At 71.0% G+C, this 21,845-nt stretch carries 23 protein-coding genes and 1 tRNA gene; 16 read left to right on the plus strand and 8 right to left on the minus strand.

The window, feature by feature from the left end:
- Positions 1 to 232: 232 nt before the first annotated feature.
- From J4H91_RS09865 to J4H91_RS09875, 3 genes are all read left to right on the plus strand, one after another.
- Positions 233 to 1,216 (plus strand): sugar-binding transcriptional regulator, encoded by a 984-nt coding sequence (locus tag J4H91_RS09865; RefSeq protein WP_243752871.1) that lies wholly within the window; start codon positions 233 to 235, stop codon positions 1,214 to 1,216.
- A gap of 25 nt (positions 1,217 to 1,241) precedes the next feature.
- Positions 1,242 to 2,459 (plus strand): DNA polymerase IV, encoded by a 1,218-nt coding sequence (dinB, locus tag J4H91_RS09870; protein WP_208046098.1) that lies wholly within the window; start codon positions 1,242 to 1,244, stop codon positions 2,457 to 2,459.
- Between the two features lie 101 nt (positions 2,460 to 2,560).
- The gene (locus J4H91_RS09875) at positions 2,561 to 3,556 is read left to right on the plus strand and encodes a pirin family protein (protein WP_208046099.1); all 996 of its coding nucleotides are present in this window, start codon (positions 2,561 to 2,563) and stop codon (positions 3,554 to 3,556) included.
- Positions 3,557 to 3,689: 133 nt separating this feature from the next.
- Here the strand turns inward: J4H91_RS09875 and J4H91_RS09880 are convergent.
- Positions 3,690 to 3,762: transfer RNA gene (locus J4H91_RS09880), tRNA-His, on the minus strand.
- Positions 3,763 to 3,899: 137 nt separating this feature from the next.
- Between J4H91_RS09880 and J4H91_RS09885 the strand changes: the two genes are divergently transcribed.
- Genes J4H91_RS09885 through J4H91_RS09895 form a run of 3 tightly spaced genes read left to right on the plus strand, consistent with a single transcriptional unit; the run spans position 3,900 to position 5,175 of the window.
- Entirely contained in the window at positions 3,900 to 4,247 is a 348-nt protein-coding gene (locus J4H91_RS09885) for a metallopeptidase family protein (RefSeq protein WP_208046100.1), read from the plus strand.
- Complete coding sequence (gene clpS, locus J4H91_RS09890) at positions 4,238 to 4,546, plus strand: ATP-dependent Clp protease adapter ClpS (protein WP_424960840.1); 309 nt, start codon at positions 4,238 to 4,240, stop codon at positions 4,544 to 4,546. Before J4H91_RS09885 ends, clpS begins: the two co-directional genes overlap by 10 nt.
- The gene (locus J4H91_RS09895; RefSeq protein ID WP_208046102.1) at positions 4,543 to 5,175 is read left to right on the plus strand and encodes a DUF2017 family protein; all 633 of its coding nucleotides are present in this window, start codon (positions 4,543 to 4,545) and stop codon (positions 5,173 to 5,175) included. The genes clpS and J4H91_RS09895 overlap by 4 nt, the downstream gene beginning before the upstream one ends.
- 83 nt (positions 5,176 to 5,258) lie before the next feature.
- Here the strand turns inward: J4H91_RS09895 and J4H91_RS09900 are convergent, their stop codons facing one another.
- The 3 genes from J4H91_RS09900 to J4H91_RS15590 are packed head-to-tail and all read right to left on the minus strand — an operon-like array spanning position 5,259 to position 7,683.
- Positions 5,259 to 5,966 (minus strand): esterase/lipase family protein, encoded by a 708-nt coding sequence (locus tag J4H91_RS09900; protein ID WP_208046103.1) that lies wholly within the window; start codon positions 5,964 to 5,966, stop codon positions 5,259 to 5,261.
- A gap of 59 nt (positions 5,967 to 6,025) precedes the next feature.
- Positions 6,026 to 6,937 (minus strand): DMT family transporter, encoded by a 912-nt coding sequence (locus J4H91_RS09905; RefSeq protein ID WP_208046104.1) that lies wholly within the window; start codon positions 6,935 to 6,937, stop codon positions 6,026 to 6,028.
- Positions 6,934 to 7,683: a TetR/AcrR family transcriptional regulator gene (locus J4H91_RS15590; RefSeq protein ID WP_341783510.1), complete on the minus strand. Its 750-nt coding sequence runs from the start codon at positions 7,681 to 7,683 to the stop codon at positions 6,934 to 6,936. Before J4H91_RS15590 ends, J4H91_RS09905 begins: the two co-directional genes overlap by 4 nt.
- 402 nt (positions 7,684 to 8,085) lie before the next feature.
- Here J4H91_RS15590 and J4H91_RS09915 point away from each other — a divergent pair, with 402 nt between their 5' ends.
- From J4H91_RS09915 to J4H91_RS09930, 4 genes are all read left to right on the plus strand, one after another.
- Positions 8,086 to 8,658, plus strand: a complete 573-nt coding sequence (locus J4H91_RS09915; protein ID WP_208046106.1) for a type IV toxin-antitoxin system AbiEi family antitoxin domain-containing protein — start codon at positions 8,086 to 8,088, stop codon at positions 8,656 to 8,658.
- Positions 8,655 to 9,551, plus strand: a complete 897-nt coding sequence (locus tag J4H91_RS09920; protein WP_208046107.1) for a nucleotidyl transferase AbiEii/AbiGii toxin family protein — start codon at positions 8,655 to 8,657, stop codon at positions 9,549 to 9,551. The genes J4H91_RS09915 and J4H91_RS09920 overlap by 4 nt, the downstream gene beginning before the upstream one ends.
- A 256-nt stretch (positions 9,552 to 9,807) precedes the next feature.
- Positions 9,808 to 10,281 carry a fluoride efflux transporter FluC gene (locus J4H91_RS09925; RefSeq protein WP_208046108.1) on the plus strand — a complete coding sequence of 158 codons (474 nt, stop codon included), beginning with the start codon at positions 9,808 to 9,810 and terminating at the stop codon, positions 10,279 to 10,281.
- Positions 10,278 to 10,643, plus strand: coding sequence for a fluoride efflux transporter FluC (locus J4H91_RS09930; RefSeq protein ID WP_208046109.1), 366 nt, complete (start codon positions 10,278 to 10,280; stop codon positions 10,641 to 10,643). Before J4H91_RS09925 ends, J4H91_RS09930 begins: the two co-directional genes overlap by 4 nt.
- A 31-nt stretch (positions 10,644 to 10,674) precedes the next feature.
- Here J4H91_RS09930 and pdxY read toward each other — a convergent pair whose 3' ends face one another.
- Together pdxY and J4H91_RS09940 are read right to left on the minus strand one after the other, a co-directional pair.
- Complete coding sequence (pdxY, locus tag J4H91_RS09935; RefSeq protein WP_208046110.1) at positions 10,675 to 11,526, minus strand: pyridoxal kinase PdxY; 852 nt, start codon at positions 11,524 to 11,526, stop codon at positions 10,675 to 10,677.
- A gap of 294 nt (positions 11,527 to 11,820) precedes the next feature.
- A complete protein-coding gene (locus J4H91_RS09940; protein ID WP_208046111.1) occupies positions 11,821 to 13,203 on the minus strand; it encodes an FAD-binding oxidoreductase in 1,383 nt (460 codons plus the stop codon).
- A 228-nt stretch (positions 13,204 to 13,431) separates the two neighbouring features.
- Between J4H91_RS09940 and J4H91_RS09945 the strand changes: the two genes are divergently transcribed.
- The 6 genes from J4H91_RS09945 to gluQRS all read left to right on the plus strand — a co-directional run bounded on the left by J4H91_RS09945 (position 13,432) and on the right by gluQRS (position 20,507).
- Positions 13,432 to 14,193, plus strand: a complete 762-nt coding sequence (locus tag J4H91_RS09945; RefSeq protein WP_208046112.1) for a DeoR/GlpR family DNA-binding transcription regulator — start codon at positions 13,432 to 13,434, stop codon at positions 14,191 to 14,193.
- A complete protein-coding gene (pfkB, locus tag J4H91_RS09950) occupies positions 14,190 to 15,149 on the plus strand; it encodes a 1-phosphofructokinase (RefSeq protein WP_208046113.1) in 960 nt (319 codons plus the stop codon). The genes J4H91_RS09945 and pfkB overlap by 4 nt, the downstream gene beginning before the upstream one ends.
- Before the next feature lie 59 nt (positions 15,150 to 15,208).
- On the plus strand, positions 15,209 to 17,350 hold the full coding sequence (locus J4H91_RS09955) for a PTS fructose transporter subunit IIABC (protein ID WP_208046114.1): 2,142 nt from the start codon (positions 15,209 to 15,211) through the stop codon (positions 17,348 to 17,350).
- Between the two features lie 33 nt (positions 17,351 to 17,383).
- On the plus strand, positions 17,384 to 17,650 hold the full coding sequence (locus J4H91_RS09960) for an HPr family phosphocarrier protein (protein ID WP_208046115.1): 267 nt from the start codon (positions 17,384 to 17,386) through the stop codon (positions 17,648 to 17,650).
- Positions 17,650 to 19,374, plus strand: a complete 1,725-nt coding sequence (gene ptsP / locus J4H91_RS09965; protein WP_208046116.1) for a phosphoenolpyruvate--protein phosphotransferase — start codon at positions 17,650 to 17,652, stop codon at positions 19,372 to 19,374. The genes J4H91_RS09960 and ptsP overlap by 1 nt, the downstream gene beginning before the upstream one ends.
- 179 nt (positions 19,375 to 19,553) lie before the next feature.
- Positions 19,554 to 20,507: a tRNA glutamyl-Q(34) synthetase GluQRS gene (gene gluQRS, locus J4H91_RS09970; RefSeq protein ID WP_208046117.1), complete on the plus strand. Its 954-nt coding sequence runs from the start codon at positions 19,554 to 19,556 to the stop codon at positions 20,505 to 20,507.
- A gap of 114 nt (positions 20,508 to 20,621) precedes the next feature.
- On the opposite strand, the gene J4H91_RS09975 is transcribed toward gluQRS, so the two are convergent.
- Positions 20,622 to 20,963 carry a GerW family sporulation protein gene (locus J4H91_RS09975; protein ID WP_208046118.1) on the minus strand — a complete coding sequence of 114 codons (342 nt, stop codon included), beginning with the start codon at positions 20,961 to 20,963 and terminating at the stop codon, positions 20,622 to 20,624.
- A 23-nt stretch (positions 20,964 to 20,986) separates the two neighbouring features.
- On the minus strand, positions 20,987 to 21,793 hold the full coding sequence (locus J4H91_RS09980) for an SGNH/GDSL hydrolase family protein (protein ID WP_208046119.1): 807 nt from the start codon (positions 21,791 to 21,793) through the stop codon (positions 20,987 to 20,989).
- Positions 21,794 to 21,845 lie beyond the last annotated feature (52 nt).

Below are 21,845 nucleotides of genomic sequence, written 5' to 3' on the forward strand. Positions count from 1 at the left end.
TTCTGGCGGGGGGGTCTGGGTTTTCCTCCTGGGGGGGGGGGCCCCCCCCTCGGGGCCCCCCCCCTCTCGGATGCTCCGTCCCCAGACTGTCAGATCTGGAAGGGTTTGCAAGCTTGCTGCACATATGTGCAAGATTGGGGCAAGGAATCCGTACCCGTGGGGCCGCCGCGCCGCTGGGCCGCCGCGCGACCGGGGCAGCAAGCCGGGCGACAGCACGACAGGAGGTGCGAGTATGGCGATCTCGCCGGAGAGCCGCGCGCAGGCCGCGCTGGGCGCAGCGCAGGCCTACTACCTGCAGCACCGCACCATGGAGGCGATCGCGCGCGAGATGCGCATCTCGCGCTCCTCGGTCTCGCGCCTACTCAGCTTCGCGCGCGAGAGCGGACTCGTCGAGATCACCCTGCACTCGCCGCAGATCGCCCGCAGCCGACTCGAGGAGGCACTCGCCGACCGCTTCGGCATCTCCGTGCGGGTGGCGCAGGCGCCTGTTCGCGCTTCCGAGGCCGAACGCCTCGAGCGCACCGCGCAGCTCGCGGCCGGTGCGCTCGCCGCGGCCGTGCGCCCCGAGCTGACGATCGGCATCGCCTGGGGTGCGACGCTGTCGGCCCTCGTGCGACACCTGCCGAGCAAACCCACGCACGACACCCACGTCGTGCAGATGAACGGGGCGATGAACCCGCAGACCTCCGGGCTCTCCTACGCGGGCGAACTGCTCGACCGCTTCGGAGCCGCCTTCCAGGCCTCCCTGCACCAGTTCCCGGTACCCGCCATCTTCGACGATCCGGCGACGAAGCGCGCGATGTGGCGCGAGCGCTCCGTACGCAGCGTGCTCGACATCCAGGCGCGTGTCGGGCTGTTCGTGTTCGGACTCGGCGCGCCCGGTTCCGATATGCCCTCGCACGTCTACACGGGCGGCTATCTCGACGGCGACGACGTCGTCGAGCTCGAGCGGGCCGGCGTGGTCGGCGACTGCGCCACCGTCTTCTACCGCGAGGACGGCACCGACGACGGCATCGAGCTGAACACGCGCTCGAGCGGGCCGTCGCTCGACGCGATCCGCACGATCCCTCATCGCCTCTGCATCGCATCCGGGCGCTCGAAGCGTGAGAGCCTGCTCGGCGCGCTCGCGGCGGGGCTCATCACCGAACTCGTGCTCGACGAATCGTTGGCGCGCGAGGTTCTCAGGGGTGCGCCGCGCGCCCGGTCAGGTGAGTGACGGAGGTTCGTGGTGCAATGGATGCATGACCGGCCGGCAGCGCGAGACAGCCTCGATCCTGCACGTCGACATGGACTCGTTCTTCGTGTCCGTCGAACTGCTCGACCGGCCCGAGCTGCGAGGGCTGCCGGTCGCCGCCGCGCACGACACGCCGCGCTCGGTCGTATCGAGCGCCAGCTACGAGGCGCGCCGCTTCGGAGTGCGCTCGGCCATGCCCGTGGGGCGTGCGAAGCAGCTGTGTCCGCAGCTCGTGCTCGTGCCTCCCACCTTCGAGAAGTACCGGCGGGCGTCGAAGCAGGTGATGCAGATCTTCGGCGAGTTCACCCCGCTCGTCGAACCGCTGAGCATCGATGAGGCGTTCCTCGACGTCGCCGGTTCGGTGCGGCTCTTCGGGCCCCCGGCGGAGATCGCGCGGCAGCTGCGCGAGCGGGTGAGGGATCGCACCGGCCTCCCAGCGTCGGTCGGCCTCGCCGGCACGAAATTCGTCGCGAAGCTCGCCTCGCAGCGCGCGAAGCCCGACGGCGTGCTCGAGATCCCTCCGGAACGCACCCTCGACTTCCTGCACCCGCTGCCGATCGAGGCCATGTGGGGCGTCGGCCGCGCCACGGCTCAGGCACTGAAGTCGCGTGCGATCCACACCGTCGCCGAGCTGGCGCGCGAACCGCTGCCGACGCTCGAGCGGATCGTGGGCGGCGCCTCGGCGCGACGACTGCACGAACTCGCGAACGGCCGCGACGCCCGGAGCGTCGAGACGACCCGGGTCGAGAAGAGCATCGGCCACGAGGAGACCTTCGCGCACGACGAAACCGATGCCGTCGTGCTGGAGCGCGAGCTGCTGCGGCTCGCGACCCGCACGGGGGAGCGTCTGCGATCCGCAGGCGCCGAGGCGCGCACCGTGTCGATTAAGGTGCGCTGGTCGAGCTTCGAGACGGTGACCCGCTCGCGCACCCTCCCCGAGGCGACGAACTCGACCCACCGCATCTACCGCACCGCCCGCGAGTTGTTCGCCGGGCTCGGTGCCGCGGGACGACCCGTGCGCCTCATCGGCGTGCGCGCCGAGCAGCTGGTCGCCGAGGGCAGCGACACCGCCGCACTGTGGAGCGACGACGACGGATGGCGCGCCGTCGACCAGGCCGTCGACGAGGTGCGCGGTCGTTTCGGCTCGGCAGGCGTCACCTCGGCGAGTCTGCTCACGGATCGCGGCCCCGTCGTCGATCCGCGCTCGCTGCAGCCGCCGGTGTGAGCGTGCACCGCCCGACTCGATTCCGGGAGGGATCCGCGGGCGGGGCGCATCCGCGTTACATTGGCATCGAGCACTCACGATCCCTTTCGGAAGGCGGCGACATGACGAACCTCGATCGGCACCCGAGCCTCTCGCTGCTCGGCCCCGGCCGGCCGTGCACGGCCGTCGAGACGCTCGAGCCGCGCGCCGTGCCCCTCGGCGGGCTGCGGGCGATGACGGTGCACCGGACGCTGCCGCAGCGGCGCAGATCGCTCGTCGGCGCCTGGTGCTTCCTAGACCACTACGGGCCCGACGACGTCTCGCTCACGGGAGGCATGCGCGTGCCGCGGCACCCGCACACCGGTCTCGCGACCGTGTCGTGGCTGTTCAGCGGTCGCATCGAGCATCTCGATTCGGGAGGCAACGCCGCCACGGTGGTGCCGGGGGAGCTGAACCTCATGATCGCCGGGCGCGGCATCACCCATCAGGAGCTCAGCGCTCCCGACACGATATCGCTCCACGGGGTGCAGCTCTGGTATGCGCTGCCCGAGGAGACCCGGTTCAGCGAGAACCGATTCGAGCACTACGCGCCCGAGCCGGTCCACCTGCCCGGCGTCACCGCGCGGGTGTTCATCGGCGAGCTGCTGGGATCGGTCTCGCCCGTCGACACCCGCACCCCTCCGCTGCTGGGCGCAGAACTGCACCTGGAGCCGGGGGCGGAGGCCAGGCTCGACGTGCGGCGCGACTTCGAGCACGCGGTGCTGGCCGAGAGCGCGGAGGTCGCCGTCAACGGCGTTCCCGTCGCGCACCGATCCCTCGCCTACGTGCCCCCTGGCGCGGATGCGCTCGAGATATCGGCGGGGGAAGCCGGCGCTCGGGTGCTGCTGCTCGGCGGGGTTCCGCTCGGCGAGCGGATCGTGATGTGGTGGAACTTCGTCGGCCGCGACCATGACGAGATCGTCGAGTACCGCAGCCGTTACCAGGCCGAGCTCGGCTTCGAAGCCGAGCGACCGGAGGATGCAGGCAAGCCGCGCCTGTTCGGCGACTTCCCCGACGGGCAGCCGGCGGCGCTTCCCGCACCGCCGCTGCCGATCTCGCGGTTGGTGCCCAGGCGGTGAGTGCGGGCCGGTTCGGCGGCGGTTTCGACTCGCTCCGCTCGCCGGGCCGGCGGGCGGGCTGATTCGGCCGCCCCGCCACCCGCGCAGAAAAAGAACATCGGCCCCGACTCGAGAGTCGGGGCCGATGCATCGGGGTGGACAACGGGACTTGAACCCGCGACCACCGGCACCACAAGCCGGTGCTCTACCAACTGAGCTATGCCCACCATGCGACCTCACCGCTCGGGCGAGGCAACCCTACGATCATAGCCCATACTCGAGGCGCTTCGCACACTCGCCCGAACCCCGCGCACGCCGCGGGTCTCCCATCCCACTCCACGGCGCTCCCCGCTAGGCTGGACGCATGCTCGAGATCTCGCACGAGGAGTTCGAGTCGATGGTGTCGGACGGCCTCGATTCGCTGCACGACGACATGCTCGAACAGCTCGACAACGTCATCTTCCTGGTCGAGGACCGGCCCGACGACGGCAGCGACATCCTCGGCGTCTACGAGGGGTTCTCGCTCGCCGAGCGCAACATCTACGGCTACGGCGAGGAGCCAGACCGCATCATCCTGTTCCGCGAGAACCTGCTCGAGCACTGCGCCGACCGCGACGAGCTCGCCGCTGAGATCCGCATCACCCTCGTGCACGAGATCGCCCATTTCTACGGGATCACCGAGGAGCGCATCCACGAACTCGGGTGGGGCTGATGGTCGCGGTCGAGATCCGGTCCGAGGCGCGCGGCGCCGAGCTGAGCGAGACCGCCCCCGAGTCGCCGTGGCAGACGGTGGTGTGGGACGACCCCGTGAACCTCATGTCGTACGTCTCCTTCGTGTTCCAGAAGCACTTCGGCTTCACACCCGAGCGGGCCGAGGAGCTGATGCTGCAGGTGCACCACCGGGGGAGCGCCGTGGTCGCCGAGGGCGGGCGCGAAGCGATGGAGATGCACGTCGAGGCGATGCACGACTACGGGCTGTGGGCCACCGTGCGGAAGGCGGGCGACGGATGATGGTGGTGCAGCCGCCCGAGGGCGGCCTGCGGATGGTGCTGCAGCACGACGAGGCGGCGATGCTGAATCAGCTCGTGACGCAGCTCGTGCAGCTGCTGCAGAGCCACAGCTCGACCGCGCTCGATCCAGACCCGCTGTTCGCGAGCCTCGAGGTCGGCGGCTCCGACGCGAAGCCCGAGGACCCCGCGCTCGCCCGGCTCTTCCCCGACGCCTACGAGGGCGACGACGAGTCGGGCCGCTTCCGCCAGGTGACCGAGCAGGGCATCCTGAACCGCAAGCTGCAGGACGCGCTCGAGGTGACCTCGGCGCTCGGCCTCGGGGGCGATCCCTTCTCGGAGGCCGATGTGGAGGTCGAACTGCCGTCCGCCGCGCTCCCCGCGTGGGCCCGCACGCTGACGGCGCTGCGGCTCGCGATCGCGGCCCGCATCGGGCTCGAGCACGAGTCGGACCACGCGCGCCTGGAGGCCGACGAGGAGACACGCGGAACGGTGCTCGTGTTCGACTGGCTCGCCGCGATCCTCGACACGGTGATGCGGGTGCAGCTGGCCGATCTCGACCGCGAGCGAGCGGAAGGCGAAGGATCCGGAGGGCCCGGCGACGAGCCCGGCCGAGGCGGCGAGGGATCCTGACGCGCCTGCGCCTCACGTGGCCGCGGCGACGAGCCGGGCCTAGGGGCGAGGGATCCTAACGCGACCCTGGCGCGCTGGCGGTGTCATCCCACCGCGGCGACGACCGCCTCGATCACCGCCGGATCGCCGAGCACTCGGAAGTGCCCGGCCGTCTCGACGGGGATGTTCACGGCTCCGGCGAGGTGGGAACCGCTCGGGATGTGCGGGTCGAAGCGCGGGTAGATCGAGGTGATCCTGCCGTTCACCTCCGGGTGGGCGTCGAGTGCGAGGATGACGGCGTCGTCGGGGCGGAAGGCCCGCATCGCGGGGTGCGGCACGAGCCGCGCGAGACTCGAACCCGCGAACGGTGTCGCGACCGCCACGAGCCGGTCGATGCGGTCACGCGTGCGGTCCTCTACGCGGCCCCGGGCATCGCCGAGCAGGAGGTGCTTGCCGATGAGCCCGCCCTTGCTGTGCGCCACGAGCACCGTGCTCCGCAGGTCGAACCGCTCGAGATAGGCCTCGGCGAGCGCCGATGCCTGCGGCACCGAGACCGTGTTTCGGCGCAGCTCGGGCAGTGCATGCACGGGGTGGCCGAGCGCGTTCAGGCGCTCGGCGATGCGGCGCATCATGGTCCAGTTCTCGAGCACGCCGGGCAGCAGGAGCACGGGGGCGAGGTCGCCGTGCGCGAAGCGCGGAGGCAGGCGGGGGAACGCGATGCCCCTGCCGATCTCGCGTAGCGCCCACCCGTAGTCGGCTCCGCGGTGCCAGGTGCGGCGCAGTGCGCGCCCCGCTCGATCCCTCGCCCGCATGTCTCGAGCATAGGGCCGGTGCCGAGGGATCGGCCAGGGCAGGCGCGGGATCGCCGCTGCTACGGGGAGCCGCGCCGTGCAGGCAGTGCCAGCACCACGAGCGAGGCGGTGATCGCGGCGACGCCGCACCAGCCCGACAGCGTCAGGCGCTCTCCGACGATCACGACCGCGAGCACGGCGGCGATCGCCGGTTCTGCGAGTGTCAGGGTCGTGGCCGTGCTCGGTGGAACGCGTGTGAGGCCATAGCCGAACAGCACGTACCCGAGGAACATGGGTACGACGGCCATATAGACCGCGACCGCGAACGCGCCTGGGCTCGAGATGAGCGGTGCCCCCGTCGCGACGAGCACCGGGAGCAGCAGCGCGCCGCCGATCCCGAACACCGAACCCATCGCCGAGGCGCGCGAGACGCCGCTCGTGATGAGGCGGTAGGCCGCCCGGGAGTAGAGGGCGTAGGTGAAACCCGCGACGGTGCCGAGCAGGATGCCGAGCGCGGAGGCGGAACCGGCCCCGGTCGCCTCGGTCGCGCTCAGCAGGGCGCAGCCGGCGATGCCCAGCGCGGCGGCGAGCAGCCACTGCCCGCTCAGCCTGGTGCCGTCGAGGGTGCGCTCGAGCACCCCGGAGAAGATCGGCGCCGTACCGAGGGAGACGACCGTGCCGACCGCGACCCCCGCCAGATGCATTGAGCTGTAGAAGGCGAGCGGGTAGACGGCCACCGCGAGGGATCCCGCGGCGATCACCGCCGGGTGCGATCGCAGCGCCCGTCGCTCGCGGAACAGGGAGCGCGCCGCCACCGCGGCCTGCAGCAGACCGCCGACACCGAGCGCAGCCGCGCCGATCGCGAGCGGGCCCGCGGAGGGCGCGAACGTGGCCGCGGTGCCGGTGGTGCCCCAGAGTGCGGCGGCGACCAGGATCGCGAGGAAGGGCAGCGCGGGCCGCGGCAGCTGAGACGTACGGGGCGTCGGCGTCATCGAGCCTCGGCTCCGGGGCCGTGCTCGGAGCGCTCGATGTGTTCCTCACCTGCTGCGTGGGCGCTGCGGGTCGCTCCGTGTTGCGCGTGTGCGGCGTGTTCTGCCGGCTCGGCGTGTTCTGCGTGCACGGTGCATGCCTCGCCCGCCGCGTGCGCCAGCATGTCGGCGGCGATGGCGCGTGCGCGCAGCAGCCGCTCCTCGTGCTCCTCGAGCCCGGCGCGCGCGACGGCCCCCTCCAGCAGGTAGCTGAGCTGTTCCGCGAGCGCCGCAGCCGTCGCCCGGGGTGTGCCCTCGCCGAGCGCATCGGAGACGCGGGTGCGCAGGAGCGCCTCGACCTCCTCCTTCTGGCGGCGAACGAGTGCCCGCGCCGGGTCGCCAGCGGGGAACTCGGCCGCGGCGTTCAGCTGACCGCAGCCGCGGAATCCGTCGCCGATGTCGGGCCGGGCGTGGTCGAGGTAGGCGTCGAAGACGGCGAGCACCCGTCCCTCGGGCGAGCGGGCGAGCTCGTCGCGCGCTGCGAGCAGGTCGAGCCATTCGGAGTGGCGCTCGGCGAGGTAGACGAGCACGAGCTCGCCCTTCGACGCGAAATTGTTGTAGAGGCTGGCCTTGGCGACCCCCGCATCGGCGATGATGCGGTCGATCCCGGTCGCGTTGACGCCGTCGGTGTAGAAGCGGTGGGCCGCCGCGTCGAGCAGGCGCTCGCGCGCGCTCGGCGTGCGGTTTCCGTTTCGTGTGCTCGGTCGCACAGGGCTCCTCCGATCGTGTTCCGTGGGTGAGGTGTGGCCGGTGGTGGGTGAGGGGGTATGGGCAGTGCGAGCCTTGACGAGTCCCCGAGGCCCGCCCGCTGATCCCGATCTCAATGCTGCTGCTGATACCAATGTCGGTGCCGCCGATCCCACTGTCGGTGCCACCGTTCTCAATATAGACAGACCGGTCTGTTTGGTCAAATGAGGTGAGGTGCCCTGCATGATCCATGGCTCGGAAGCATGCCGATCTCGACCTTGATGGATCCCCACCGCTCGAATGTTCGAAGAGCGATACGGCGGCTCTATGTGAGTGGTATTGGGTGGGGTATCGCTCGCCCCATCTGCTTGTGGCCCCTAATTGTCTACAGGTACCATTGGTCTGTAGACGATTAGGAGGTGAAAATGGGGGAACTCACAGTGCCTGCGTTCACCCTTGCCGATGCACGCGCTGCCGGTATCGGCAAGGATCGCATCTACGATCTCCTGCAACGCGGTGATCTGGAACGTATCGCCCGCGGCGTCTTCGTGCGCCCCGGTGTTCTCGACCCGTCGCTCGTGACCCTCGCAGCCGCCACCGCCGTGCATCAGACGGCGACGCTGTGCCTGACGAGTGCCCTGGTTCACCACGACTTGAGCGATGCGATCCCGTTCAGTGCGGATATCGCGCTTCCACGAGGCACTCGCCACCCCGCGGGTTTCGACCACGCCTCATGGCATTCGTTCGATCCGGAAACCTTCGAGATCGGGCGGGAACTGAGCGACATCGGAGGGATGAGCGTGGCGATCTACTCCGCTGAGCGCACGATCATCGATTCATTCCGGCTCATGCACCGCGAAGGAAGCGACGTGGCGCACCAAGCGCTCCGACGCTGGCTCCGAGGGCGCGGCAACTCGCCTGCGACGCTTCTGAGAACAGCCAGGTCGTTCCCAACCGTTGCCCCGCGGCTTCGACTCTCCTTGGAGGCACTGTTGTGACCCCGGCCCCCAGGCGAGACACCCCGGCCGGCCGCGCCTACAACGATCTTCGTAATCTCGCCAAGCGTCATCGCCGAGATCCCGCGGAGTATTTCACCCTCTATGCACTCGAAGGGTTCCTCGAGCGTCTTGCCGTATCCGTGCGTGCGGATGACTTCGTGCTCAAGGGCGGGGTGTTGATGGCAGCCTTCGCCACTCGGCGCCCCACGCGAGACATCGACCTCGCCGCATCGGGCTTCGGCAATGACGTCGCTGAGGTCGAGCGACGGGTGCGTGAAGTTATCGCGCCGCCACTCGAAGACGGCTTGGAGTTCGACGCGGAGTCCGTGGCGGGTGAACCGATTCGAGACGAAGCCGACTATTCCGGCGTGCGAGTCAAGATCACCGCCGAGCTGGCTCCGGCCCGCATCGCACTGCACGTCGATGTGAACTTCGGCGACCCGATCTGGCCAGCCCCCACCACCGCGGAGCTCCCCAGGCTGCTGGGTGGCACGCTGCGGCTGAACGGGTACCCCGATCACATGGTGATCGCAGAGAAGATCGTCACCGCGATCGATCGTGGCGAAGCGAACACCCGCTGGCGAGACTTCGTCGACATCGCAGCGATCGCGGGAACACGCGCCATCTCAGCGGACGATCTGCGCGAAGCGATCCGCATAGTTGCGAACCATCGAAGCGTGGAACTCGAATCGCTCGCACAGCGACTCGGACACATGCCCCAACTCGCCCAGGCGAAGTGGGCGACCTGGCGGCGGAAACAACGACTGACCGAGACCACTCCCGTCGCCTTCGCCGAAGTCCTCGACGCATGCGTCGCGTTCGCCGATCCGATCCTCACCGAATCGACGCTCGGCGGCAGGTGGAACCCTGCCGACCGTGCGTGGGGCATTTGACAGGGCTCATCGAGCTTCCAAGGCGTCGGATCAGGGACCGCACCGGTCGCCACACAGTCGAAGCGGCCAATCCGTCTGCCTGGGGACGAGGCGACGAAGCACGAAGGCCGAAACCGATCCGATGGCCGACGCCATAGAAAGGATCAGGCTGCGGAAGGGCGGCCCGGACCGCTCGCTCATCGGCGCCGTCGTGCTCTGGGGAGTACGATGCGTCTGTGATGCGAGCAGGGGATCGGCGGATGCACGGGGCAGGCGCATGAGCGCCGCACGCAGGGCATCGCGCGTGCGAGCGGCACGTCTCGCCGACGCGGGGCTCGTCGCGCTCGGGGGAGCGTGCGGCACTCTGGCCCGCTATCTGCTCGACGCCGCGATCGGCGACCGCTGGGGCATCCCGCTCGGCATCCTCGCGATCAACGTCGCAGGCGCCTACTTGCTCGGCCTGCTCGCCGAAGGGCTCGCGCCCGGAGGTTCGGACCGCTGGCGAGCCACGCGCCTGCTGCTCGGAACGGGCGTGCTCGGCGGCTTCACCACCTACAGCGCTCTCGCTGTCGGGAGCGCCGAGCTGCTGCTCGGCGGCACAAGCGGAAGCCCCGTCGACCCGGGTCTCGCCGTGGGCTACGGTCTCGCGACGATCGCGCTCGGCGGTCTCGCGAGCTGGCTGGGAATCCTCACCGCACAGGCGTTGCGCAGGGGCCGGCCAGCGCGTGCGACCCGGGGGAGCGCCGCATGAGCCCCGCGATGCTTGCCCTCTGGATCGCCGCTGCCGGAGGTGTCGGAGCGGCCGCGCGCTACCTCGTCGACACGAGTCTGCCCCGCCGCTTTAGAGCGCGCTTCCCGTGGGGCATCGCGATCATCAACCTCACGGGCTCGTTCGCCCTCGGAGTGCTCACCGGCCTCGCACTCGAACACCCTGTCGCGGGCATCGCCTCGGTCGGGTTCCTCGGCGGTTACACGACGTTCAGCACCGCGAGTCTCGATACGGTGCAGCTGCTGCGCGAGCGGCGCACGCTGGCGGCGCTCGCGAACGGTCCGGGCGTGCTCGCGGCCTCCGTCGCGCTGGCCGTGCTGGGAATCGCGGTCGTGCGGGGCTAGGGGAGGGATCCGCGGAGAACGCGCACCGGGGTCAGCGCACGCGGTGCGCTTCGAAGCGCATGCTCGGCGAGGCGTAGGCCTCCTGCGACTCCACGAGCAGCAGTTCCCGACTGCCCGAGGCGAGGGTGCGCTCGAGCAGTTCGAACACGCTCGATGCGGTGCGCGCGAGCGCTCCGGCGGCGTCGCCCGAGCGCCGGAGGTGAGCGGTGAAGAGCGCGGCGGTGACGTCTCCCGATCCGTTGACCTTGAACGGCAGATGCGGGGTCTGCACGATCCACGCTCCGTCGTCGGTAGCCGCGAGCATCTCGATGGTCTGCTCGGGGCGGTCGGGGCGCTCGACGCTCGTCACCAGAACGGTGCGCGGTCCGAGCTCGCGCGCGCGGTCGACCGCGTCGAGGGTCGACTCGAGCGTGTCCGGCGAAGTGCCCGTGATGAAGCCGAGCTCGAACTGGTTCGGCGTGATGAGATCGGCGTTCGGCACCACGCGGTCGCGGATGAGATCCTGCACCTCGGGCGCGACGTGACAGCCAGACTTCGCGTTGCCGAGCACGGGATCGCAGGCGTAGATCGCGTCAGGGCTGTGCCGCTTCACCCGTGCGACGGCGTCGAGGATCGCGTCGCCGATGCTGTCGCCGCCCTGGTAGCCCGAGAGCACGGCGTCGACGTTCTCGAGCCCGCCGCGCTCCTCGATGCCCGTCACGATATCGCGGACGTCGTCGCCGGAGAGCATCGGCCCGCGCCAGGAGCCGTATCCGGTGTGGTTCGAGAAGCACACCGTGTACACGGGCATGACCTCGACGCCGATGCGCTGCAGCGGGAACACCGCCGCCGAGTTGCCGACGTGACCGTACGAGACCGAGGACTGGATCGAGAGGATACGCATGATCCGATCCTGCCACTGGACCAAGAGATGGACCACTCGTAACCCGTACGGATGGACCACTCCTGAGTGCGGGGAAGGGAAGGCCCGGTGAGGGATCAGGTGAGGGATCAGCCGTCGGTATGAAATCTGCCGAAGATATGTCGCAGCCGGCCGAATCGGGCATATCTTTTGAATATCCCATATCTTCGGCAGCGGTAGGCGTCTCCGCTGGTTGAGCGAGTGAGGAACGAACGAGTCGAAACCTCGGAGTTCTTGATTTCGACTCGCTGGCGCTCGCTCAATCAGCGGGGGCGCTCAGATCGCACGATCGGGCGTCAGGATCCCTCGCGGGTCGAGCGCCGCCTTGATGGAGCGCTGCACCTCCATCGCCACGGGGTCGAGCTGCCACGGGAGCTCGTGCCGCTTGAGCGAGCCGATGCCGTGCTCGCCCGTGATCGTGCCTCCGAGCGAGAGCGCGAGGCGCGTGATCTCGTCGATGACCCGCTCCGCGGAAGCCGTGCCGTCGGGCCCGCTGGGTGCCTCGACCGTGCAGTGCAGATTGCCGTCGCCGGCGTGCGCGACGCTCGAGACGCGGAGGCCGAGCCTGCACGAGATCTCGCCGATGCCGTGGAAGACCTCGGCGAGTGCTGCGACGGGCACGCCCACATCGCAGCTGATCTTGAGGCCGCGGGCGTTGAGCGCGGGGTTCGACAGCCGGCGGGCCTCGAGCAGCGCGTCCGTTTCCGAGATCTCCGTGTCGACGGCACCGAAGGCGGCGCAGGTCGCGACGATCGCCGACGCCCGCTCCGCGGCGTCGAGCCCGACGGTCTGGCCGACCAGCATGGCCCCACCGGGGATCGTGAGGCCGCTCGGCCGGAACGACTCGATGATCTCCACGCTCAGCGCGTCCATGAGCTCCAGCACCTCGGGCGTCGCCGGTCCGTTCACGATCGCGGTGACCGCGCGCCCCGCGTCCTCGACCCGGTCGAAGGCGGCGCGGAACGTCCGAGGTGCGCCGGGTGGCACCGGCTTCAGCCGCACGAGAGCGGAGGTGATCACCCCGAGCGTGCCCTCCGAGCCGACGAAGAGGCTCGTCAGGTCGTAGCCGACCACGTTCTTGCGGGTACGCGCGCCCGTGCGCATGACGCGTCCGTCGGCGAGCACGACCTCGAGGCCCGCGACCGAGTCGCGCGTGACGCCGTGGGACACGCAGCGCAGTCCGCCCGCGTTGGTCGCGATGTTGCCGCCGACGGTGCAACTGCGGGCGCTCGCGGGGTCGGGAGGGAAGAAGAGCCCGTGCTCGCGGCAGGCGGCGTCGAGGTCGGCGGTCACGACGCCCGCCTCCACCTCGGCGAGGCGGTTGGACGCGTCGACGCGCAGCACGCGGTTCATCCGCTCGAGCGACACGACGAGGCCGCCCGCGTAGGCGTTCGCGCCACCGGTGAGGCCGGTCCCCGCCCCTCGCACGCTCACGGGGGTGCGGTTCGCGTGGGCCCATGCGAGCGCGGCCGAGACGTCGGCCGTCGACTCGGCGAGTACGAGGCCGAGCGCCTCGCCCGCGGGCTGCGCGCGGGAGGAGTCCCGGGAGTAGGGAGCGATCAGTTCGGGATCCCTCACGAAGCGCTCGCCGAGCCGCCGGCTGAGCTCCGCCGTGTTCCTCCCCACCCGGTGACCGTGCGGTTCGTTCGAACGATGCATGCCGTCCTCCTGCCGTACCCGAGGCGCTGCCGCCGCGGGGATCTCCGCGTCTCACACTAGCGACCGCGCCCCTGCGGACGATCGAAGAGCCTCGGCGGGAGGCGTCCGAATGCACAACACACAGAAAACAAATGTTGGAATATCTTTACTTGTTGGTGATTGTGTGCGATTCTGGTGCCGGACGGCAGCATCGCTCCCGTCACTGGATCGAGACGCAGGAGACCGGCCATGTACGCGGCAGAACGACAGCAGCGCATTCTCGCCGCTGCGCGCGCCCACGGACGGGTCGAGGTCAGCCCCCTCTCCGATGAGTTCGGCGTCACCACCGAGACCATCCGCCGAGATCTCTCCGCACTCGAACGCCGCGGGCTGCTGCGCCGCGTGCACGGCGGTGCGATCCCCGAGGATCTGCTCGAGCCCGAACCTGGCATCGAGGAGCGCGTGGGGCGCAGGGCCGAGGCGAAGCGGAGGATCGCGAAGCGCGCCCTCGAAGTCATTCCCGAGGGCGGCACCGTGCTGCTCGACGCCGGTACCACGACGCTCGCCATCGCCCAGGTGCTGCCCGCGGACGCCTCGCTCACCGTCGTCACCAACAGCCTCATGATCGGAGCCGCGCTCGCGGCCAGGCCGGGGATCTCGCTGCTGCAGATCGGCGGTCGCGTGCGCCCGGTCACCGGCGCGGCCGTCGGACCGTGGGCCTGCGGCGAGCTCGCGTCGCTCACGGTCGATGTCGGCTTCATGGGCTGCAACGGATTCGACGCCGCTCACGGGCTCACGACACCGGACCAGGACGAGGCGGCGACCAAGCGGGCCATGCTGCTCGCCTCGCGCACGACCGTGCTCGTCTCCGACGCCAGCAAGGCCGGGAGGGTCCACCTGCACCGCTTCGCCGCAATCGAGGAGATCGACATGGTAGTGACCGATGCCCAGCTCGCCGAGGAGATCGCGGAGCCGATCCGCGCGGCCGGCCCCGACGTGGTGATCGCATGATCACCACGCTCACCCCGAACCCGAGCGTCGACCGCGCGATCGTCGTCGACGACCTGCGGCGCGGCGAGGTGCTGCGCGCCTCCTCATCCCGCGTCGACGCGGGCGGAAAAGGCGTGAACGTGAGCCGCGCGCTCGCCTCGATGGGGGGAGAGACCGTCGTGGTGCTGCCCTCGGGCGGGCCGGAGGGCGCGTTGCTCGAGACGCTGCTCGACGGGGCGGACGTGCCTCGTCGCACCGTTGCGATCGACGGCTCGGTGCGCATGAACATCAGCGTGCTCGAGCCCGACGGCACGACGACCAAGCTCAACGAGCCGGGGCCGCGGCTCTCCGCGGCCGATGCCGACGCACTGCTCGAGGCCGCGCTCGAGGGGACGGGCGAGGGATCCTGGGTCGCCGGCTGCGGCAGTCTCCCGCCGGGTGCCCCCGACGACCTCTACGCTCGGCTCATCGCCCGTGCCCGCGAGCGCGGAGCCCGCGTCGCGATCGACTCCTCGGGAGCGCCCTATGTCGCGGCCGTCGCGGCCGGGCCCACACTGATCAAGCCCAACCGCGAGGAGCTCGCCGAGCTCGTCGGCCGGGAGCTCGACACCCTCGGAGCCGTGATCGACTGCGCGCGCGAGCTCGTGGCGACCGGCATCGAGCTGGTTGCGGTGAGCCTCGGCCGCGACGGCGCCGTGCTCGTCACCGCCGACGAGACCGTGCATGCCCGAGCGATCGTCACCGACCCGGTCTCGACCGTCGGCGCCGGCGACTGCATGCTCGCCGGGCTGCTCTTCGGCCTCAGTCGGCGCGATACCGAGGGCGGATCCCTCGCAGACGCCCTCGCCGAGGGGGTCGCCTGGGGAGCCGCGGCCGTCCGCCTGCCGGGCACCGAGGTGCCGAAACCCGCCGACCTCGACGCCGTGCCAGTCACGGTCGACCCCGACCCCGACCGCGCCATGCCGCTCGACGACTGACCCGATTCAACCGGCCGCGGCGCCGCCGCGCGAAGCAAGACCCCACGAAAGGACCCGACATGCCACTCATCGACGACGAGCAGGTGGTGCTCGACCTCACCGGCGCAGACCGGCACGAGGCGACCCGCAAGCTCGCGGAGCGCCTCGCCGCCACCGGCAGGTGCACCGACCTCGACCTCTTCCTGAACGACGTACGCGAGCGCGAGACCAAGATGGCTACCGGCCTGCCCGGAGGCATCGGCATCCCGCACGCCCGCAGCGCCGCGATCACCGAGCCCTCGCTCGTGTTCGGCCGCATCGCAGACGGCATCGACTGGGGCGCCAAGGACGGCCCCGCGCACCTCGTCTTCCTCATCGCGGCGCCCGCCGACGGCGGCGACGCCCACATGCAGGTGCTGCCGCAGCTCGCCCGCGCGCTGATGCGCGAAGACTTCCGCGCGGCGCTGACCGAGGCGTCGACCCCCGCTGAGGTCGTGGCGATCGTCGGCGAGCACGTGCAGCTCGCCGAAGCGGCGAAGCCCGTGCCGGAGCCCGAGGCGGCGAAGCCCGCCGAAGCCGCGCCCTCGGCGGCGCAGGCGGATCCCGCACCAGAGGCGGCGCCCGCGGATCCCTCGCCCGCAACCGGCGACGCCTCGGCCGAAGCGCCCGCGGCGGCCGGAGGCCTGCGACTCGTCGGCGTGACCTCGTGCCCCACCGGCATCGCGCACACCTACATGGCTGCCGAGGCGCTGGAGAACGCCGCGAAGGCAGCCGGCCACACCATGCTGGTCGAGACGCAGGGCTCGGCGGGATCGACCCCGCTGACCGCGCAGCAGATCGCCGAGGCCGATGCCGTGATCTTCGCCCACGACCTCGAGGTCAAGGAGCGCGGCCGCTTCGCAGGCAAGCCGACCGTCGACGTCGGGGTGAAGAAGGCGGTCTCGGACGCGCCCGAGCTCATCGCCCGAGCCGAGCGGCTCGCCGCGCAGTGGGCGGCCGATCCCTCGCGCGCCGAGGCGGCGGCCATCGAGACCGAGCCCGCATCCGAGGCCGAGTCCAAGGTCGGCGTCGGCACCAAGCTGCGGCAGTGGCTCATGACCGGCGTCTCTTACATGATCCCGTTCGTGGCCGCGGGCGGCATCCTCATCGCGCTGTCGTTCATGTTCGCGCAGATCGCGCTCGGAGACGAGGGCGCCATCGAGGTCGTGAAGTACGGCCTCGCGGGCGACGACCAGTACAACCTCATGAACCACTTCAGCCCGCTGAGCCTCACCTCGTGGGCCGGCCTGCTGTTCGTCATGGGGTCGACCACCTTCGGGTTCCTCGTGCCGATCCTCTCCGGCTACATCGCCTTCGCCATCGCGGATCGCCCCGGCCTCGTGCCCGGCATCGCGGGCGGCGCGATCGCCGTCGCCATGAACGCGGGCTTCCTCGGCGGCCTCGTCACCGGCCTGCTCGCGGGCTTCGTCGCCCGCTGGATCGCGAGCTGGAAGGTGCACAAGGGCGTGCGCGGCGTCATGCCCGTCGTCGTGATCCCGCTGCTGTCGACCTTCATCACCGCGGGTCTCTTCATCACCCTGCTCGGTCGCCCCGTCGTCTGGCTCATGGAGGCCATGAACGCGGGCCTCAACGGCCTCACCGGCGGCGGCGTGCTCGTGCTCGGGCTGATCCTCGGCGGCATGATGGGCTTCGACCTCGGTGGTCCCGTGAACAAGGTGGCCTACGGCTTCGCCACCGCCGGCCTCTCGGCCGCGGCCGGCGTGAGCGACGCCCCGCAGCTCAAGATCATGGCGGCCGTCATGGCCGCGGGCATGGTCGCACCGCTCGCCCTCGCGCTCGCCACCGCCGTGCGCCCCAAGCTCTTCTCGCCGATCGAGCGCGAGAACGGCAAGGCCGCGTGGCTGCTCGGCGCCTCGTTCATCTCCGAGGGCGCGATCCCGTTCGCCGCGGCCGACCCGATCCGCGTGCTCGTGTCGTCGATCATCGGCTCGGCGGTCACCGGCGGCCTCGCGATGTGGTTCGGCACGACGCTGATGGCGCCCCACGGCGGCATCTGGGTGCTGCCGCTCATCGGCCAGCCGCTGCTCTTCCTCGTCGCCCTCATCGCGGGCGTCGTCGTGATGGCCCTCATCGTCATCGCGCTGAAGTCGCTGGCGCAGCGCCGCGCGCTGGCCGCCGAAGCCGAGACCATCGCCCCCGACGCGGCAGTCGCCGCGCACTAGGATTCTGAGACAACCCCCAAGAAGGAGACACCCATGGCTACTCGTACCGTCACCATCGCTTCCTCGGTCGGCCTGCACGCCCGCCCCGCCTCGCTGTTCGTCGAGGCCGTGGGCGAGTCGGGGCTCGACGTGCTCATCGCCCGCCCGGGCGAGGAGGGCGTGGATGCGGGCAGCATCCTCGGCGTCATGGCGCTCGGCGCCAAGCACGGGGAAGAGGTCGAGCTGACCGCCGAGGGCGACGGCGCCGACGCCGTGCTCGACCGCCTGGTCGAGCTGCTCGCCACGGATCTGGACGCCTGATGCGCACGGCCGGCGAGGCGACCGACGGCCCGGCGATCGGGTCGGAGGCGGAATCGCGGCTGCACGGCATCGGTGTGAGCCCGGGCACCGCCTACGGGCCGGTCGTGCAGGTCGCCGCGCCGGTCGAGCCTCCGCAGAACGAGGCGCCCGCCGCTGATCCGGCGCAGGCCGCCGAGCAGGCCGTCGCGGCCTTCATGCGGGTCGCAGGGGCGCTCGACGCCAAGGCGATCCACGTCGACGCGACCGCGCGCGATGTGCTCAAGGCGACCGCGATGATCGCGCGCGACCGGGCGTTGCACCGCGCCGTCGCGAAGCACCTCGCGGCGGGTCAGGGCCCGGCGACCTCGATCGTGCTCGCAGTCGACGACTTCGCGGCGCAGTTCGAGGCGCTCGGCGGCTACTTCGCCGAGCGCGTGACCGATCTGCGCGACGTCGGATCCCGCGCGATCGCCGAGGTGCTGGGCCTTCCGGTGCCGGGTGTTCCCGACTTCTCCGAGCCGAGTGTGATCGTCGCCGAAGACCTCGCCCCGGCCGAGACCGCGACGCTCGACCGTTCGCTCGTGCTCGGGATCATCACCCGCGCGGGCGGACGTACGAGCCATACCGCGATCCTCGCGGCCCAGATGGGCATCCCGGCCGTCGTGCAGGTGCAGGGGGCAACGGGGATCCCTGTCGGCACCCCCGTGTCGCTCGATGGCGACAGCGGCGAGGTCGTGCTCGACCCCGACCCCGCAGCTGTCGAGGCGCAGCGCGAGCGCCGGGAACGGCTCGCCGCGGCGCTCTCGGCGCTCTCGGGTGCGGGACGCACCCGCGACGGCCACAGCGTCGCGCTGCTCGCCAACATCGGCGGCATCGAGGACGCGGAGCTCGCCGGGCCGCAGGATCTCGAGGGTGTCGGGCTCTTCCGCACCGAGTTCGTGTTCCTCTCGTCGGAGACGGCGCCGACCGTCGAGGAGCAGACCGAGATCTACCGCCGCGTGCTCGCACCCTTCGGCGATCGCCGAGTCGTCGTGCGCACGCTCGACGCGGGTGCGGACAAGCCGCTCGCCTTCGCCGACCTCGGGCCGGAGGAGAATCCGGCGCTCGGACGCAGGGGGCTCCGGCTGTCGCAGGCCCGCCCGGAACTGCTCGACGCGCAGCTCGAGGCGCTCGCCAACGCGGCCCGGGCCACCGGCGCCGACGTGCGCGTCATGGCGCCGATGGTCGCGACGACGGGAGAGGCGCGCTGGTTCGCGGAGCGCGTGGTCGCGGCCGGCCTGCCCAAGTCGGGTGTGATGATCGAGGTGCCCGCGGCGGCGCTGCGCGCGGAGCAGGTGCTGGGGGAGGTCGACTTCGGCAGCCTCGGCACCAACGACCTGGCGCAGTACACGATGGCCGCAGATCGCATGGAGGGCGAGCTCTCGTCGCTGCTCGATCCGTGGCAGCCGGCCGTGCTCGACGTCATCGCGGCCGCTGCGCGCGGAGCCAAGGCTGCAGGCAAGCCTCTGGGCGTCTGCGGCGAATCGGCGGGCGACCCGCTGCTCGCCCTCGTGCTCGCCGGGCTCGGGATCACGAGTCTCTCGATGGCTCCGAGCAAGGTGCCTTTCGTGCGTCTCGCGCTCGCGCACCACGACCTCGCCGATTGCGAGAGGCTCGCGGACCTGGCGCTCGCCGCTTCGTCGGCGGAGGCCGCTCGGCAGGCCGTGCTGAGCGGGGCCGCAGCGGAACTCGTCCAACTGCTGTGAGCCGGCTGCCGTAGCCGGCTGCCGAGAGCTGTGAAGGGCTCGGATCCTGGGGGATCCGAGCCCTTCCGGCGTTCCGTGTGCGTAATGACGGAAGGACGCTAGCGCCTGTGCCGCTCAGGAGGGGGAGGGGGCCTGGACTGTGGGTGTGAGCTGGACACGCCACGTGGGAGGATGAGGGGATGGAGGAGGATCAGAGCGCAGACGGACAGGGATCCGGGCGCTACGCGCCCAGCCCATCCGGCGACCTGCACCTCGGCAATCTGCGCACCGCGTTGCTCGCCTGGCTCTTCGCCCGGTCGAGCGGTCGGCGCTTCCTCATGCGCATCGAGGATCTCGACCGGGCGCGCGACGCCGGGGCGGGGGCGCGGCAGCTCGAGGACCTCGTGCGGCTCGGCATCGACTGGGACGGCGATCCGGTGCTGCAGAGCGACCGCGGCGCCGATCACAAGGCGGCGATCGCCCGACTCGCGGAGGCGGGCCTCGTCTACGAGTGCAGCTGCACGAGGCGCGACATCCTCGCCGCGCCGAGCGCGCCCCACGCGCCTCCCGGCGCCTACCCGGGCACCTGCCGCGAGCTGAGCGAGACCGAGCGCGCGGCCGCCCGCGAGCGCATCGCTCCCCGCGAACCCGCGCTGCGGCTCCGCGCGCCGGAAGGGGTGACGCAGCTCGCGTTCGATGACCTGCTGCTCGGGCCCACCGTGGGCGACATCGACGACTTCGTGCTGCGCCGCGGCGACGGCACCGTCGCCTACAACCTCGCCGTCGTCGTCGACGACGCCGCCATGGGTGTCGACCAGATCGTGCGGGGAGACGATCTCGCACCGTCGACGCCGCGCCAGATCCTGCTGCAGCGGCTGCTCGGCGTCCCATCGCCGCCCGAGGTCGAGTACGCGCACGTCCCGCTCGTGCTGGGGCCGACGGGCGCGAGGCTCGCGAAGCGCGACGGCGCGGTCACACTCTCCGAGCTGAGGGATCGCGGCGTCTCCGACGCCGAGGTGCTGAGCACGCTCGCCTCGTCACTCGGGCTCGCGGGGGCGGGAGAGCGCGTCACCGTCGAGCGATTGCTCGAGCGCTTCGATCCCGCCGCGCTGCCCCGGGAGCCGTGGGTCTGGGGCGGCGGGTCCGCTGATTGATGCGGTTTCGACTCGGCTGCGCCTCGCTCAACCGGCGGTGGCGCCCGACCCGCTGTTGGGGCGAGCGGATGCCCCACCCGCTGATTGAGCGAGCGGAGCGAGTCGAAATCCGACCTACTTCTTCAGCGCGCGGATGATGCGGGCGAGCACGCGACCTGCGACCCACACGAAGGGGATGCCGACGGCCACGAGCGCGATCAGGTTCGGCTCGAATCGGGTGAAGCCGTCGCGGGTGACGTAGGCGCCCACGGGAATGGAGATGCCGCCTCCGCCTCCGCCGGATCCCTCGCCCTGCGCCTGATCCATGCCCGCATCGCCCTCACCTGCGCCGAAGCCGTAGGAGGTGCATGCCACGGGAATGATGGTCGTTCCGTCGACCTCGATCGGATCGCCGAAGGCGGAGTGGACGCCGACCTTCGTCACGGTGTCTGCGAGGTGCTTCGTCAGTTCAGCCATGCTCCCCACCCTAGCCGCTCGGGCTATTCCTCGACAGCCCCGTAGCGGCCGCGGCGCGGACTCGAGGGCTGCGGGCGCTTGGGCTCGATGTCGTCGCCGGAGGAGACGTGCTTGATGCGGCGGATCACCCAGGGCACGAGGTGCTCCTTCGCCCACACGACGTCCTCCCTGCGGGCCTCGCGCCAGCTGCGCATCGGCAGCGGGGGCGGGTCGAGCGGGGTGAGATCGTTCGGCACGTTCAGCGCCTTGAGCGCCGCGCGCGCGATGGTGTGGTGCCCGAGCGCGTTGAGGTGGAGGCGGTCTCCCGCCCAGTAGCGGCCGTCCTGCAACTCCTCGATGGCCCACTGGTCGACGACGATGCAGTCGTGCCGCTGCGCCACCTTGCGCACGTTCTCGTTGTAGATCGCGACCTTGCCGCGGATGGAGCGGAAGACGGGCTGGAAGTTCGTGTCGACGCCGGTGAACAGCATGATCGTCGCACCGCCCTCCGAGAGGCGCTCCACGATGCGCTCGAGCTGGGCGGCCACCTCGTCGGGGTCGGTGCCGGGGCGGATCACGTCGTTGCCGCCAGCGCACAGGCTGATCAGGTCGGGCCGCAGCTCGAGCGCCGCCTCGACCTGCTCCTCCGCGATCTGGCGGATCAGCTTGCCGCGCACAGCCAGGTTCGCGTAGGCGAACTCCTCGCTGTGCTCGGCGAGCACCTCGGCGAAGCGGTCGGCCCAGCCGCGCAGCCCGCCCGGGCTGTCGGCGTCGGGGTCGCCCACGCCCTCGGTGAACGAATCGCCCAGTGCGACGAATCGCGACCAGGGGAGCTCGATCGCCTCTGCCATGTTCCCGCCCTTCTCATCGGTGACCCGTGACGGCCGGTCGCCCGGTGGCGCC

This window comes from Leucobacter ruminantium (genome assembly GCF_017565705.1).
Classification (GTDB): Bacteria; Actinomycetota; Actinomycetes; order Actinomycetales; family Microbacteriaceae; genus Leucobacter; species Leucobacter ruminantium.